This window comes from Phenylobacterium sp., assembly GCF_036563385.1.
GTDB lineage: Bacteria > Pseudomonadota > Alphaproteobacteria > Caulobacterales > Caulobacteraceae > Phenylobacterium.
The window spans coordinates 79,426-92,264 of the sequence record NZ_DATCML010000015.1 but is presented as its reverse complement, the minus strand read 5'-3'; the positions used below and the strand labels follow the sequence as shown (position 1 = coordinate 92,264).

Genomic DNA, 12,839 nt, shown 5'->3' with positions numbered 1-12,839 from the left:
AGCGCGCGTTGTGGCCCGTTGCCCCGCACCCCGCCTTTCGGCTATGGAGTGCGTCCCCGGCGGGACTGCCGGCCGGGCCTTCTCCGGAAGGCTGCGGCGGCCGCGCTGGAGCGGGAGAAAACCCGAACCAAATCAAGCTGGTGACGTGGCCGAGTGGCTGAAGGCAACGGTTTGCTAAATCGTCATACTCGAAAGGGTATCGAGGGTTCGAATCCCTCCGTCACCGCCAAATCCTTCTGAAATCTGTGATGTTCCGCGCCTCCCGGCGGCCGGGGGAGCGTTCCGCGCCCTTGCCTGCTCAACGCGTCGGCGCCGCTGCGCAGCTTGCCGATTCGATGTTTCTCGAAATATAGAAGTCGGAGCAACCACGGAGCTGCCCATGAAGCGCCTGCACCTGCACGTGAGCGTGCCCGACCTGAACCAGTCGATCAGCTTCTACGAAAGCCTTTTCGGCGCGCCGCCTTCGGTGGTGAAGGACGACTACGCTAAGTGGATGCTCGACGATCCGCTGGTGAACTTCGCCATCAGTCAGCGGGCCCGCGCGCCGGGGCTCGACCACGTGGGGATCCAGGTGGACTCGGCGGACGAACTCGGCGTTCTGGCCTCACGCCTGAAGGCGGCGGGAAATTCCACCTTCGATCAGGAAGCGACCACCTGTTGCTACGCGAAGTCGGACAAGTCGTGGGTCAGCGATCCAGCTGGGCTGCGCTGGGAAACCTTCTACACCTTCGGTGAGGCCACCCGGTACGGCGAGGACGAAAAGCTGCCGGAGCCGCAGGCCGTCGCCAGCGCCTGCTGCGGGAGCCCCCAGCCGGAACCCGCCCAGGCGCAGGCGCAGGCGCAGGCCGCCTGCTGCTGAGCCGTTGAGGCGGAGTTTGTCACGCCGTCGTCGTCAATTTCGACTAACCACGAACTATGGAAACGAACTCCGCCGTTACGGCCCTGTCGGCGCTCGCCCATGAAGGCCGCCTCGACATTTTCAGGCTGCTCGTCCGGGCCGGGAGCGACGGCATGGCTGCTGGCGACATAGCGCGAGCCACGGGCGTGCTGCCGAACACGCTGTCGAGCAATCTCAACATTCTGAACGCCGCAGGGCTGGTCGTGTCGCGCCGCAATGGGCGGTCGATCATCTACAGCGCCGCCTATGACCAGATGCGCGGGCTGCTGGCCTTCCTTATGGAAGACTGCTGCGCCGGGAACCCGCTGATCTGTGCGCCCCTGGCTGGCGTCGCCAGCCGCTCGTGCGTCGGCGAAGGCAGCGCCTGTTAGGAACCGGTCAAGTGCACAACGTACTCTTCCTCTGCACGGGCAACTCGGCGCGCTCGATCATGGCGGAAGCCCTCATGAACAAGCTGGCCGAGGGCCGCGTGAGGGCCTACTCGGCCGGATCGATGCCGACCGGTCGGGTGAACCCCCACACAGCCCCCATCCTGGAAAGCTTGGGATTCCCGCTGTCGGACTTCCGGTCGAAGGCCCGGTGACCGGGCGGAAGCGTCCGGACGACGCGTCCCTGGAGCCACCGCGTGAAGCGTTCGGACCCGCGAGGCGCCTGGCGGCTGAGACTCTCGGGACAGCACTTCTCCTGGCCGTGGTAGTCGGCTCGGGGATCATGGGCGACCGCCTCGCCGCGGGAAACGTCGCCGTGGCGCTGTTGGGCAATACGCTCGCCACGGGCGCCGCCCTCGTCGTGCTGATCACCATCTTCGGGCCGATATCGGGCGCGCACTTCAATCCGGCGGTGACGCTCGTGTTCGCCCTGCGGCACGAACTCGGCCCGGGACTGGCCGCAGCGTACGCGGCGGCTCAGGTCGCCGGCGGCCTCCTCGGCGTCGCGGCTGCGCACGCCATGTTCGCTGAACCAATACTGCAGGTGTCGACACACTTCCGCGGCGGCGCCGCCCAGGCCTGGTCCGAAGTGGTCGCCACCTTCGGTCTCGTGGCCACGATCCTCGGCACGCTCCGCTTTCGTCCCGACTTCACCCCGTTCGCCGTGGGCCTCTACATCACCTCAGCCTACTGGTTCACGGCCTCCACCTCCTTCGCGAATCCAGCAGTGACGGTGGCGCGCAGCTTCTCCGACACGTTCGCCGGTATCTCGCCTTCCTCGGCGCCGGTCTTCATCGGAGCGCAGCTTGTGGGGGCGCTGCTCGCCCTTGGACTCTTTGGGTGGCTGCTGAGGCCAGAGCCATCAGGCCGCTTGTGAGGCGGCCCGCCGGTTCCGAACGCCTTCCGCCGTCAGCACTTTTTTCGGCGTCTGGCGGGATGAAGCGCCGCACCGCGGTCGTTGGATGGGCAGACGGTCGCCTCCCGTCCCTCTTTGGCGGCCGTTCCGTCGGCCCCCGGCGCGTCCCCCCAGGCCGCGCCGGGGGATCCTGGAACGCGCGACGGAAGGTCGCTGCAATTCCCGCGTGCAAATAACATGGCTTGAGGCGTTAGCTGATGGCGCGTGACAATATCTAGTCGCCAGACGGGGACGGCGATGCGGACATTCTCTTTCTTCATCGAGGACAAGCGCTACGCGGCGCCCACCCTGCAATTCGTCATCGCGGCGGACGAGCAGCGGGCGCGGGAGCTCGCGCTGCGGGAACTGGGCGCCTCGGGCGAACATCTCGCCATCGAGGTGCAGGAGAACGGCCGCACGCTCTTCCGCGAGCAGCGGCCCGCCTAAGCCCGGACCGCGAGGCCCGCCGCGGGCGCCGGGCTCAGCCCTGGGCCAGCCACTCGCGCGCCTGGCGCTGCGCCTCGGCGATGGCGTCCGAGCCCATCTCGGCGGACAGCTCCTTGCGGTAGACCTTGGCCTCCACCGAGCCGCGCATGGCGGCCAGGTTGAACAGCATATGCGCCGACACATAGTCCAGCGGGGCGCCGCCCTGGCCAGTGGAGTACAGCAGGCCGAGGCGGAACAGCTCGTCGCCGGACGCGTCCGGCGTCGGCAGCGGCAGGCCTTCGGAAACGACTTCCATGCTCGCAGGCATGATCCTCTAGTCCCTTCATGACCGGCCGCTCCCGTTCGAGGAGCCCTGATCCGGCCTATGGGGACATAGAAAACGCGCGTTAGGCTGAACACATGGTTAAGCCTGCCGTTGTCTGCGCTTCATGTTGAGAAGAGCGGCCAAGTGTTCGGCCGCTCTTCTGGGGATAAATCTCAGCGGGCCCGCTGACCGAACAGGATACGGCGCGCCTCCTCGGCGTCCTTGCCCGAGGCGTTGAGCCCCGGCCCGCGGCGAATCTCCTCGGCCCGCTTCAGGGCCCGCTGCACCGCCTCGCGCTGCTCGATCCGCTGGTACCAGGCCTTGAGGTTCGGGAATTCGTCCAGCACGACGCCGAACGCCTTCCAGCCGGTGATCCAGGGCCAGGACATCATGTCGGCGATGGAATAGTCCCCAGCGAGGTAGTCGCGGTCGGCCAGCCGCTTGTCGAGCACGCCGTAGAGCCGGTGCACCTCGTTGGAATAGCGGATGGCGCCGTAGGCGATGTGCCGCTGGTCGGAGGTGACGCTCGGCGCGTAGTTCCGGAAGTGGTTGGCTTGGCCGCTCATGGGGCCGAGGCCGGCCATCTGCCACATGACCCATTCGTCGACGGCGACCCGGGCGCGCTCGTCGGCCGGGTAGAACTGGCCGGTCTTGCGCCCGAGGTACTGCAGGATGGCGCCGGATTCGAAGATCGAGATCGGCTGGCCGCCCGGCCCCTCAGGATCGACGATGGCCGGCATCCGGTTGTTCGGGCTGATCGCCAGGAACTCCGGCTTGAACTGGTCGCCACGGCCGATGTTCACCGGGCGGATCTCATAGGGCAGCCCCATCTCCTCCAGCGCGATGGTGACCTTGTGGCCGTTGGGGGTGGGCCAGTAGTGCACCTCGATCGGCTGGGGCATGGGCGCGTCCTTTTGTCTCTGGTGGAGCCTGGGCGATAGATGGCGCCGCAAACGCGGCTGGCAAGCCGCCATTCGGAGCCTGCGGCCCGACCACGCGTTCATTCGCCCGCAGGCGACCGCGTCGGGAGCTTGGCGCTTTCCGCTTCCCGGCCGGTTTTCAAGCGCTTGCAGCCGCGTTCAGCCTCAGTTCAGGCGTCGCGGGCCATCTTGCCGTGGTAGACGACGACCGGAGACCGACGCCCTCATGAACCGCCTACTGGCCATCCTGTTCGCCGCCGCGACCGTCGCGGGCCCGCTCTTCGCGGCCCCTGACGCCTGGGCGCGCGACGACGACGGCCGGCGCTGGGAACAGCGGGCGGAGCGGCGGGGTCCGGAGCGGCTTGGCCGCGAGATGGGCGGCGGCCGCGCCTGGCGCGCCGAGGACGGTCCGGGCCGCGGACGCGTCCAGCCGCCGGACCGCGAGCGCCGGTTCGAACGGGACGATGGCCGCAACTACTATGGCCCGCCGCCCGGCGCCTATGCTCCGCCCCGCGCCTACGGCCTGCGCCGGGGCGGCTACCTGCCGCCCCAGGCCCAGGGCTCCGCCATCGAGGACTATAGCCGCTATCGTCTGCGCCCGCCGCCGCGCGGCTTCCGCTGGGTGCGGGTCGGCGGCGCCTACGCCCTGGTCGGGCCCGACGGGCAGATCTTCGACATGATCCGCTAGCGGGGCCTAGAGCCCCAGCTTGCTCTTCAGCAGCTGATTGACCGCGCCCGGGTTCGCCTTGCCCTGGGTGGCCTTCATCACCTGGCCGACGAACCAGCCGATCGCCTGGGGCTTGTCCTTCACCGCCGCGGCCTGGCCGGGGTTGGCGGCGATCAGGTCGTCGATGATCGTCTCCAGCGCGCCGGCGTCGGAGACCTGCTTCAGGCCCTGCTTCTCGACGATCTCGGAGGCCCGGCCCTCCCCCGCCCACATGCGCTCGAAGACGTCCTTGGCGATCTTCGACGAGATCACCCCCTCCTCGATCAGCTGGACCAGCTCGGCGATGGCGTCCGGCGCGATCGGGCTCTCGGAGATCTCCAGCCCGCCGGCGGTGAGCCGGGCGGCCAGATCGTTGGTCACCCAGTTGGCCACCAGCTTGGCGTCGCGCCCCTTGGCCGCCGCCTCGTAGAAGTCGGCCTTGGCCTGGTCGGCGATCAGCACGCCGGCGTCGTAGGCGGTGAGGCCGTACTGCGACTGGAAGCGGGCCTTCTTGGCGTCGGGCAGCTCGGGCAGCTCGGCCTCGATGCGCTTCACCCACGCCGGGTCCAGCTCCAGCGGCAGCAGGTCGGGATCGGGGAAGTAGCGATAGTCGTGCGCCTCTTCCTTGGAGCGCATGGAGCGCGTCTCGCCCTTCACCGTGTCGAACAGGCGGGTCTCCTGGTCGACCTTGCCGCCGTCCTCGAGGATCTCGATCTGCCGGCGCGCCTCGTACTCGATCGCCTGCTGGATGAAGCGGAACGAGTTGACGTTCTTGATCTCGCAGCGCGTGCCCAGGTGGCTGAAGTCGCCGGTCTCACGGTACTTCTCATAGGCGCCCGGCCGGCAGACCGAGACGTTCACGTCGGCCCGCAGGTTGCCCTTCTCCATGTCGCCGTCGCAGGTGCCCAGGTAGACCAGGATAGTGCGCAGCTTCTTCACATAGGCCGCCGCTTCCTCGGACGAGCGCATGTCCGGCCGCGAGACGATCTCCATCAGCGCCGTGCCGGCCCGGTTCAGGTCCACGTAGGTGGCGTTCGGGTCCTGGTCGTGCAGGCTCTTGCCCGCGTCCTGCTCCAGGTGCAGCCGCTCGATGCGCACGGTGAAGGTCGAGCCGTCGTCGCGCTCGACGATCACCTCGCCCTCGCCCACGATCGGATCCTTGAACTGGCTGATCTGGTAGCCCTGCGGCAGGTCCGGATAGAAGTAGTTCTTCCGGTCGAACCGGCTCTTCAGGTTGATCTGCGCCTTCAGCCCCAGGCCGGTCCGCACCGCCTGTTCCACGCAGAAGCGGTTGATCACCGGCAGCATGCCCGGCATGGCCGCGTCCACCAGGCTGACCTGCTCGTTCGGCCCCGCGCCGAAGCCCACCGCCGCGCCGGAGAACAGCTTGGCATTGGAGGCGACCTGGGCGTGCACCTCCAGGCCCAGCACGATTTCCCACGGGCCGGTCCGGCCCTGAATGACCTTGGTGTTCGCAGTCTCGCTCATGGCCGTTTCCCTACTGCCGGTCGCGCGCCAGGTGAAGCGTGATCACATCCCCTCTTGCGCAATCGTCACGAAATGGCCTCAAGCTTCGCGGCGCTTTACGGCGTCCAGACAACCGGGGGAAGGAAACCCACATGAAGACCATCGCTCTCGCCGCCCTCGCCGCGGCGCTCGTCGCGGGCCCGGCGCTCGCCCAGGAGCAGAACCACGCCAATCACGGCGCCGCCAAGCCGGCGGCCGCCGCCTCGGGCAAGATCTCGGTCGAGACCACCCCGATCGGCGAGCTGATCAAGAACGAGAAGGCCAAGGCCGCCCTCGAGAAGGCCCTGCCGGAAATCACCGCCTACTACGACCAGATCGGCGGCATGACGCTGGCCCAGGTGGCCCCGATGAGCCAGGGTGCCCTGGACGACGCCAAGCTGAAGGCCCTGCAGGCCGAGTTCGACAAGCTCTGATGAGCCCAGTCCCTCCCTTGATGGGGAGGGACGACTCGCCGCCAGGCGAGCGGGGTGGGGAGGTCAGGGCTAGGTTCTGACGATCGGCGCGTGAGCGCGACTCCCCCACCCTGCCCGCTTCGCGGGCGGTCCCTCCCCATCAAGGGAGGGACGTTTTCCTCACCTCACCACCACTTCGCTGGCTTCGCCTTGAAGTCCGCCGCCTTCTCGATGGCGCCGCCCAGCGAGAACAGCGTGCCCTCGTCCAGCGCGCGGCCGATCAGCTGCAGGCCCAGCGGCAGGCCGCCCGCGTCCACGCCGGCCGGGATGCTCATCCCCGGCAGGCCGGCCAGGTTCACCGTCACCGTGAAGATGTCGTTCAGGTACATGGCCACCGGGTCGTCCGACTTCTCGCCCAGCGCAAAGGCGGCCGAGGGCGCGGTCGGCGTCAGCAGGGCGTCCACCTTCTCGAACGCCTGGTCGAAGTCGTCGGCGATACGCCGGCGGACCTTCAGGGCCTTCAGGTAGTAGGCGTCGTAGTAGCCGGCCGAGAGCACATAGGTGCCGATCAGGATGCGGCGCTTCACCTCGGCCCCGAAGCCTTCCGCCCGGGTGCCCTCGTAGGTCTCGGTCAGGTTGCCGCCCTCGACGCGCAGGCCGTAGCGCATGCCGTCGTAGCGGGCGAGGTTCGACGAGGCCTCCGCCGGCGCGATGATGTAGTAGGCCGGCAGGGCGTACTTGGTGTGCGGCAGGGAGACCTCGACGATCTCGCAGCCGGCGTCCTTCAGCCAGGCGATCCCCTGCTCCCAGAGCTTCTCGATCTCCGGCGGCATGCCGTCGACGCGGTACTCCTTGGGGATGCCGATCCGCAGCCCCTTCACCGGCTTGCCCACGAACTGGGCGAAGTCGGGGGTCTCCACCGGCAGGCTGGTGGAGTCCTTCGGATCGTGGCCGCACATGGACGTCAGCAGGATGGCGGCGTCCTCGACGGTCCGGGCCATGGGGCCGGCCTGGTCGAGCGAGGAGGCGAAGGCGACGATGCCCCAGCGCGAGCAGCGGCCGTAGGTCGGCTTGATGCCGACGGTGCCGGTGAAGGCCGCCGGCTGGCGGATCGAGCCGCCGGTGTCGGTCGCCGTGGCGCCCAGGCACAGCTCGGCGGCGACGGCCGCGGCCGAGCCGCCGGACGAGCCGCCCGGCGTCAGTTGGGCGTTGCCGCCCTGCGCCCGCCACGGGTTCACCACCGGGCCATAGGCCGACGTCTCGTTGGACGAGCCCATGGCGAACTCGTCCATGTTCAGCTTGCCCAGCATCACGGCGCCGTCGCGCCACAGGTTGGTCGTGACGGTGCTCTCGTAGGTCGGGCGGAAGCTCGCCAGGATCTTGGACGCCGCGGCGCTCTGCACGCCTTCCGTGCAGAACAGGTCCTTGATGCCCAGCGGCGCGCCTTCCAGGCGGCCCGCCTCGCCGCGGGCGCGGCGCTCGTCGGACGCCCTGGCCATGTCCAGCGCCTTGTCCGGCGTCTGGACCGAGAAGGCGTTCAGCGCCTTGGCGGCCTCCACGGCCTCCACGTGCGCCTGGGTCAGCTCGACGGCCGAGAACGACTTGGCGGCCATCCCATCGAGGGCGGCCTTGAGGGTCAGCGAGGTGAGGTCGGACATGGCTATTCGACCACCTTCGGCACGACGAAGAAGTTGTTCACGGACCTCGGCGCGTTCGACAGCACCTTCGCCGGGTCGCCGCCGTCGGTGACGACGTCGTCGCGCATGGGCAGGGGCGTGTGGATGGCGGTGGTCATCGGCTCGACGCCGTCGGTGTCGACCTCGTTGAGCTGCTCGATCCAGTCCAGGATGCCGGACAGCTCGCGGGCGAGCGGCTCCAGGCGTTCCTCGGGCTCGGCGATCCTCGCGAGCCTGGCGACCTTGCGCACGGTCGCCGCGTCGATGGCCATGACCATCCCCTCCTAAAACTCAGGCGCGTGGGTTAGCGGTGAGCGCCCCGCTTCGCAAGCGAACAGGGACGCTCCCCGCCATGGGAGCGGTTGGGAGATCAGGGCGCGGGCGCTAAAGGTGCCCCCATGCCCGTCGTAGACCTGCTCGAACTGCCCGCCGTCACCGCGCCCTACTCGCCGCTCGCGGGCCTGGACCTGGGCGAGAAGACGATCGGGGTGGCGGTGTCGGACGCGACGCGCACCGTCGCCTCGCCCCTGGAGCTGATCCGCAAGACCAAGTTCACCGACGACGCCAATGCGCTGTTCAAGGCCATGGAGAGCCGCGGGGCGCAGGGGATCGTCATCGGTCTGCCCGTCAACATGGACGGAACCGAGGGCGCGCGCTGCCAGTCCAACCGCGCTTTCGCCCGCAACCTGCTGCGCCTCAAGGACATCCCCATCGCCTTCTGGGACGAGCGGATGAGCACCATGGCCATCAACCGGATGCTGATCTCCGAAGCCGACCTGACCCGCGCCAAGCGCGCCGAAGTCGTCGACCGCGCCGCCGCCGCCTGGATCCTCCAAGGCGCCCTCGAGCGCCTCCGCAACGCCGCCGCCTGACCTACGCCCTGCCCCCACCTGTCATCCCGGTTTCCGCGCAGCGGAAGACCGGGACCTCCAGCGCCGGATGGACAGGCGGAAGCCGCATCATCTGCAGGTACAGGTCCTCCCAGTGGGGATTGTCTTCCTCGATCAGCCGGATCTTCCACTCCCGGCGCCACCGCTTCAGCTGCTTCTCGAAACGGATGGCCTCGCCGATCTCCCCGAACCCGCGGAAGAACACCAGCCGGTCGACCTTGTACCTCTTGGTGAAGCCGGCGGCTTCCCTGGCCTTGTGCTCAGCCACACGCCGCTCGACGCTGTTCGTCACGCCCACATAGAGCGCCCCGTACTTGCGGCTGGCGAGCATGTAGACCCAATAGGTCATCTCCGGCCTCGAGCGCGTGGACGGTAGCGCCGCCACTCCACCCCCGCCGCGCTCCACGGTCAAGCTCCCGCCTCCCCTCCCCCTGTCATCCCGGTTTCCGCGCAGCGGAAGACCGGGACCTCCAGCGCCGCATCGTCGATCAGCTAGCGCGGGCGCGGGCGCCATCCCCAAGGCCCCAGCATCAGGCGCAGGAGGTCCCGGTCTTTTCGCGTCCCGCGAAAAACCGGGATGACAGTGAGTTGGGTGGCCGGCATTTGACCCCCGAAGCGCCTCCTCCCGCTGTCGGTTTCCGCGCAGCGGAAGACCGGGACCTCCAGCGCCGGAACTTCGCGCAGAAGGCACAGGCGGCTGGAGAGCGCAGACACCTCGGATCAGGCGCAGGAGGTGCCGGTCTTTTCGCGTGCCGCGAAAAACCGGGATGACAGAGGGTTGGGGTTCAGAGCCCGCCTGCGAAGAAGTCGCGCTTGCCCAGCGGGGCGCCTTTGGCGCGGCAGATGGCGTAGGCCATGGAGAGGTGGAAGTAGACGTTGGGCGTGGCGAACCCCGGGATCCATTGCCCGATCGGCAAGGTCGGCTCCATCACCCCGATGTTGAAGGTGAGCGGCGCCTCGTCCCGGCCGTCGAACTGCTCGGGCTTCAACGCGCCGAGCTCGGTCTTCGCGGTGGCGATCTCCCGCTGCAGGCCGGCCAGGTCGAGGTCCTCGGCGATGTTGGCGGGCGCCTCGGTCCCGGCGGCGCGGGCCAGCCACTGGCGGGCGAAGTTGATCACCACCACCGCCTGCTGGCGCAGCGGGAACATGTCGGGCGCCAGGCGCCAGTCCAGCACCTCGGCCTCGGAGGCGCCGCTCGCCTTTCCGTGTTCCACGCCCTTGGCGAGGATGTTGGCCAGGGTGTCCAGCCCACGGCTGTAGACGCCCACGGTGGTGTAGAGATCGACCTTCATCTGCGTTTCCCCCTTATCGTTTGCGAGCCGCTGGTATGACCCCGCGGCGGAGCTTCGGAAAGGGCTTTCCGGCGGGGCCGGCCTCGTCTAGGAGGGCGCTTTAATGAGCGGCGCCCCTCCCGGTCTGAACGAGGTCCTCGGCCGGACCTTCCCTTTCCCGAAGCGCCACTTCCTTTCCGTGACCGACCTGAACGAGGTGGAGGTGGCGAGCCTGCTCGACCTCGCCGACGGCTTCGTCCAGCTGAACCGCCAGACCTCGAAGAAGCTCGACCTGCTGAAGGGTCGGACGCTGATGAACCTGTTCTTCGAGAACTCCACCCGCACCCAGAGTTCCTTCGAGCTGGCCGGCAAGCGCCTCGGGGCCGACGTGGTCAACATGAGCCCCCGCTCCTCGTCCATCAGCAAGGGCGAGACCCTGATCGACACGGCGGTGACGCTGAACGCCATGCAGCCGGACCTGCTGGTGGTGCGCCATTCGTCGTCGGGCGCGGCCTCCCTGCTTTCGCAGAAGGTCACCTGCTCGGTGGTCAACGCCGGCGACGGGCAGCACGAGCACCCCACCCAGGCCCTGCTCGACGCCCTGTCCATGCGCCGCGCCTTCGGCCGCATCGCCGGGCTGAAGGTGGCGATCTGCGGCGACATCCTGCACAGCCGGGTGGCGCGGTCGAACATCGCCCTGCTCCAGATGCTGGGGGCCTACGTCCGCCTTGTGGGACCGCCGACCCTGATCCCCACCGAGGCCGACCGCTGGAACGTCGAGATCCACCACGACATGCGCAAAGGCATCGACGGTTGCGACGTGGTGATGATGCTGCGCCTGCAACTGGAGCGGATGGACGGAGTGATGGCCCCGTCGCAGCGCGAGTACTTCCGCTTCTGGGGGCTCGACCGCGAGAAGCTGGCCCGCGCCGCGCCCGGCGTGCGGGTCATGCACCCGGGCCCGATGAACCGCGGGGTGGAGATCGACTCCGAAGTGGCTGACGACCTGGCGATCAGCCTGATCCAGGACCAAGTGGAGATGGGCGTGGCCGCGCGGATGGCGGTGCTGACGGCGCTGGCCGCCCGGCTGGACAACCAGTGATGACCGCCCGCCCCCTCGCCTTCACCAACGTCCGCCTGGTCGACCCGGCCTCCGGCTACGACGGCCCGGGCGCCGTGATCGTCACCGAGGGCGTGGTCGCCGATGTGGTCCAGGGCGGCGACGCGGGCGCCCTGTCCGGCGACGTCGAGGTGATCGACGGGGGCGGCAAGCTGCTGATCCCCGGCCTGGTGGACCTGCGGGTGAAGACCGGCGAGCCCGGGGACGAACCCAAGGAGACGCTGAAGTCCGCCTCCCTGGCCGCGGCGGCGGGCGGCGTCACCTCGATCGTGGTGCAGCCCGACACCCATCCGGTGGTGGACGATCCGTCGGTGGCGGACTTCATCCTGCGCCGGGCGCGCGACATCGAGCTGGTGCACGTCTATCCCGCCGGCGCCGCCACCAAGGGCTGCGAAGGCAAGCGAATGGCCGAGATCGGCCTGATGCGCGAGGCCGGCTGCGTCTACGTCACCGACGTCGACCGGCCGATCGTGGACTCCAAGGTATTCCAGCGGGTGCTGGCCTACGCCAAGCAGTTCGGCGTGCTGGTGGCCCACAGGCCGCTGGACGCGTGGCTGGCCGCCGGGGCCGCCGCCACCTCCGGCGAGTTCGCCTCGCGGATGGGCCTGCCGGCCCAGCCGGCCATCGCCGAGCGGATCGGGCTGGAGCGCGACCTGGCGATGGTCGAGCTCACCGGCGCGCGCCTGCTGGTGGACCAGGTGACCACCGAGGGCGCGCTGGAGACCCTCAAGCGCGGCCGCGACCGGCGCCTGCCGGTGGTCGCGACCACCTCCATCAACCACCTGTCGTTCAACGAGATCGACATCGGCGACTACCGGACCTTCTGCAAGCTGGACCCGCCGCTGCGCCGGGAGGACGACCGCAACGCCCTCATCGAGGCGGTGGCGTCCGGCCTCGTGCAGATCGTCGTCTCGGCGCATGCGCCCGCGCCGGCGGAGGACAAGCGGCGGCCCTACGACGAGGCCGCGCCCGGCGCGGTGGGGCTGCAGACCCTGCTGCCCGCCCTGATGACCCTGCATCACGAAGGCCGCGTGCCCCTGATCGACCTGATCCGCACGGTGACCAGCGCCCCGGCCGATCTGCTGGGGCTGCCGGCGGGCCGGATCGCCAAGGGCGCGCCGGCCGACCTCGTGCTGTTCGACGTGAACGCCCCGGTGCTCGTGGACGCCGACAAGCTGATCTCCAAGTCGAAGAACTCGCCTTTCGATGGCCGGCGGCTGCAGGGCAAGGTGCTGCGGACCGTCGTGGACGGCCGGACGGTGTACGGCGGCTAAGCCGCGCCGCGTTCGCGCTTCGTTCTTGCCAAGCGCCGCCATGGCGGCTATCGCTGCCCACCTGACGCGACTCCAAAGCCGCGGTACGACT

The 12,839-nt window shown here is 69.0% G+C and carries 17 protein-coding genes and 1 tRNA gene; 11 read left to right on the top strand and 7 right to left on the bottom strand.

Translation table 11 applies throughout. From position 1 onward, the window contains the following. The first annotated feature begins 139 nt into the window (after nucleotides 1-139). From VIL67_RS15455 to VIL67_RS15430, 6 genes are all read left to right on the top strand, one after another. Nucleotides 140-229: transfer RNA gene (locus VIL67_RS15455), tRNA-Ser, on the top strand. A gap of 150 nt (nucleotides 230-379) precedes the next feature. Continuing rightward, entirely contained in the window at nucleotides 380-859 is a 480-nt protein-coding gene (locus tag VIL67_RS15450; protein ID WP_332049803.1) for an ArsI/CadI family heavy metal resistance metalloenzyme, read from the top strand. A 56-nt stretch (nucleotides 860-915) separates the two neighbouring features. Beyond that, a complete protein-coding gene (locus tag VIL67_RS15445; protein ID WP_332049802.1) occupies nucleotides 916-1,269 on the top strand; it encodes an ArsR/SmtB family transcription factor in 354 nt (117 codons plus the stop codon). Nucleotides 1,270-1,280: 11 nt separating this feature from the next. After that, nucleotides 1,281-1,481, top strand: a complete 201-nt coding sequence (locus VIL67_RS15440; RefSeq protein WP_332049801.1) for an arsenate reductase/protein-tyrosine-phosphatase family protein — start codon at nucleotides 1,281-1,283, stop codon at nucleotides 1,479-1,481. Nucleotides 1,482-1,510: 29 nt separating this feature from the next. Continuing rightward, nucleotides 1,511-2,203 carry an MIP/aquaporin family protein gene (locus tag VIL67_RS15435; RefSeq protein ID WP_332050201.1) on the top strand — a complete coding sequence of 231 codons (693 nt, stop codon included), beginning with the start codon at nucleotides 1,511-1,513 and terminating at the stop codon, nucleotides 2,201-2,203. A gap of 276 nt (nucleotides 2,204-2,479) precedes the next feature. Next, complete coding sequence (locus tag VIL67_RS15430; protein ID WP_332049800.1) at nucleotides 2,480-2,668, top strand: hypothetical protein; 189 nt, start codon at nucleotides 2,480-2,482, stop codon at nucleotides 2,666-2,668. 34 nt (nucleotides 2,669-2,702) lie between these two features. Here VIL67_RS15430 and VIL67_RS15425 read toward each other — a convergent pair whose 3' ends face one another. Then, nucleotides 2,703-2,975, bottom strand: a complete 273-nt coding sequence (locus tag VIL67_RS15425; protein WP_332049799.1) for an SEL1-like repeat protein — start codon at nucleotides 2,973-2,975, stop codon at nucleotides 2,703-2,705. Nucleotides 2,976-3,145: 170 nt separating this feature from the next. Continuing rightward, entirely contained in the window at nucleotides 3,146-3,874 is a 729-nt protein-coding gene (locus VIL67_RS15420) for a glutathione S-transferase family protein (RefSeq protein WP_332049798.1), read from the bottom strand. Between the two features lie 244 nt (nucleotides 3,875-4,118). Between VIL67_RS15420 and VIL67_RS15415 the strand changes: the two genes are divergently transcribed. Continuing rightward, a complete protein-coding gene (locus tag VIL67_RS15415; RefSeq protein ID WP_332049797.1) occupies nucleotides 4,119-4,580 on the top strand; it encodes an RcnB family protein in 462 nt (153 codons plus the stop codon). 6 nt (nucleotides 4,581-4,586) lie between these two features. On the opposite strand, the gene gatB is transcribed toward VIL67_RS15415, so the two are convergent. Continuing rightward, complete coding sequence (gene gatB / locus VIL67_RS15410) at nucleotides 4,587-6,086, bottom strand: Asp-tRNA(Asn)/Glu-tRNA(Gln) amidotransferase subunit GatB (RefSeq protein ID WP_332049796.1); 1,500 nt, start codon at nucleotides 6,084-6,086, stop codon at nucleotides 4,587-4,589. Nucleotides 6,087-6,217: 131 nt separating this feature from the next. Here gatB and VIL67_RS15405 point away from each other — a divergent pair, with 131 nt between their 5' ends. Further along, nucleotides 6,218-6,538: a hypothetical protein gene (locus VIL67_RS15405; protein ID WP_332049795.1), complete on the top strand. Its 321-nt coding sequence runs from the start codon at nucleotides 6,218-6,220 to the stop codon at nucleotides 6,536-6,538. A gap of 164 nt (nucleotides 6,539-6,702) precedes the next feature. On the opposite strand, the gene gatA is transcribed toward VIL67_RS15405, so the two are convergent. Both gatA and gatC read right to left on the bottom strand, forming a co-directional pair. Beyond that, nucleotides 6,703-8,175 (bottom strand): Asp-tRNA(Asn)/Glu-tRNA(Gln) amidotransferase subunit GatA, encoded by a 1,473-nt coding sequence (gene gatA, locus VIL67_RS15400; protein ID WP_332049794.1) that lies wholly within the window; start codon nucleotides 8,173-8,175, stop codon nucleotides 6,703-6,705. A 2-nt stretch (nucleotides 8,176-8,177) separates the two neighbouring features. After that, nucleotides 8,178-8,465: an Asp-tRNA(Asn)/Glu-tRNA(Gln) amidotransferase subunit GatC gene (gene gatC, locus VIL67_RS15395; protein WP_332049793.1), complete on the bottom strand. Its 288-nt coding sequence runs from the start codon at nucleotides 8,463-8,465 to the stop codon at nucleotides 8,178-8,180. A gap of 126 nt (nucleotides 8,466-8,591) precedes the next feature. Between gatC and ruvX the strand changes: the two genes are divergently transcribed. Continuing rightward, entirely contained in the window at nucleotides 8,592-9,065 is a 474-nt protein-coding gene (gene ruvX, locus VIL67_RS15390) for a Holliday junction resolvase RuvX (RefSeq protein WP_332049792.1), read from the top strand. A 1-nt stretch (nucleotide 9,066) separates the two neighbouring features. Here ruvX and VIL67_RS15385 read toward each other — a convergent pair whose 3' ends face one another. Together VIL67_RS15385 and VIL67_RS15380 are read right to left on the bottom strand one after the other, a co-directional pair. Then, nucleotides 9,067-9,432, bottom strand: a complete 366-nt coding sequence (locus tag VIL67_RS15385) for a GIY-YIG nuclease family protein (protein WP_332049791.1) — start codon at nucleotides 9,430-9,432, stop codon at nucleotides 9,067-9,069. Between the two features lie 436 nt (nucleotides 9,433-9,868). Beyond that, nucleotides 9,869-10,375, bottom strand: coding sequence for a DUF1993 domain-containing protein (locus tag VIL67_RS15380; protein ID WP_332049790.1), 507 nt, complete (start codon nucleotides 10,373-10,375; stop codon nucleotides 9,869-9,871). A 103-nt stretch (nucleotides 10,376-10,478) separates the two neighbouring features. Here VIL67_RS15380 and VIL67_RS15375 point away from each other — a divergent pair, with 103 nt between their 5' ends. Then, on the top strand, nucleotides 10,479-11,456 hold the full coding sequence (locus tag VIL67_RS15375) for an aspartate carbamoyltransferase catalytic subunit (protein WP_332049789.1): 978 nt from the start codon (nucleotides 10,479-10,481) through the stop codon (nucleotides 11,454-11,456). Next, nucleotides 11,456-12,748 (top strand): dihydroorotase, encoded by a 1,293-nt coding sequence (pyrC, locus tag VIL67_RS15370; RefSeq protein ID WP_332049788.1) that lies wholly within the window; start codon nucleotides 11,456-11,458, stop codon nucleotides 12,746-12,748. Before VIL67_RS15375 ends, pyrC begins: the two co-directional genes overlap by 1 nt. Nucleotides 12,749-12,839: the final 91 nt, after the last annotated feature.

What these genes read in the sequence shown, in the direction of transcription:
- VIL67_RS15385 (WP_332049791.1), bottom strand. Translation starts at nt 9,432, where the DNA reads ATGACCTATTGGGTCTACATGCTCGCCAGCCGCAAGTACGGGGCGCTC.
- VIL67_RS15415 (WP_332049797.1), top strand. Translation starts at nt 4,119, where the DNA reads ATGAACCGCCTACTGGCCATCCTGTTCGCCGCCGCGACCGTCGCGGGC.
- VIL67_RS15420 (WP_332049798.1), bottom strand. Translation starts at nt 3,874, where the DNA reads ATGCCCCAGCCGATCGAGGTGCACTACTGGCCCACCCCCAACGGCCAC.
- VIL67_RS15375 (WP_332049789.1), top strand. Translation starts at nt 10,479, where the DNA reads ATGAGCGGCGCCCCTCCCGGTCTGAACGAGGTCCTCGGCCGGACCTTC.
- VIL67_RS15430 (WP_332049800.1), top strand. Translation starts at nt 2,480, where the DNA reads ATGCGGACATTCTCTTTCTTCATCGAGGACAAGCGCTACGCGGCGCCC.
- ruvX (WP_332049792.1), top strand. Translation starts at nt 8,592, where the DNA reads ATGCCCGTCGTAGACCTGCTCGAACTGCCCGCCGTCACCGCGCCCTAC.
- VIL67_RS15445 (WP_332049802.1), top strand. Translation starts at nt 916, where the DNA reads ATGGAAACGAACTCCGCCGTTACGGCCCTGTCGGCGCTCGCCCATGAA.
- gatA (WP_332049794.1), bottom strand. Translation starts at nt 8,175, where the DNA reads ATGTCCGACCTCACCTCGCTGACCCTCAAGGCCGCCCTCGATGGGATG.
- gatC (WP_332049793.1), bottom strand. Translation starts at nt 8,465, where the DNA reads ATGGCCATCGACGCGGCGACCGTGCGCAAGGTCGCCAGGCTCGCGAGG.
- gatB (WP_332049796.1), bottom strand. Translation starts at nt 6,086, where the DNA reads ATGAGCGAGACTGCGAACACCAAGGTCATTCAGGGCCGGACCGGCCCG.
- pyrC (WP_332049788.1), top strand. Translation starts at nt 11,456, where the DNA reads ATGACCGCCCGCCCCCTCGCCTTCACCAACGTCCGCCTGGTCGACCCG.
- VIL67_RS15425 (WP_332049799.1), bottom strand. Translation starts at nt 2,975, where the DNA reads ATGCCTGCGAGCATGGAAGTCGTTTCCGAAGGCCTGCCGCTGCCGACG.
- VIL67_RS15380 (WP_332049790.1), bottom strand. Translation starts at nt 10,375, where the DNA reads ATGAAGGTCGATCTCTACACCACCGTGGGCGTCTACAGCCGTGGGCTG.
- VIL67_RS15450 (WP_332049803.1), top strand. Translation starts at nt 380, where the DNA reads ATGAAGCGCCTGCACCTGCACGTGAGCGTGCCCGACCTGAACCAGTCG.
- VIL67_RS15405 (WP_332049795.1), top strand. Translation starts at nt 6,218, where the DNA reads ATGAAGACCATCGCTCTCGCCGCCCTCGCCGCGGCGCTCGTCGCGGGC.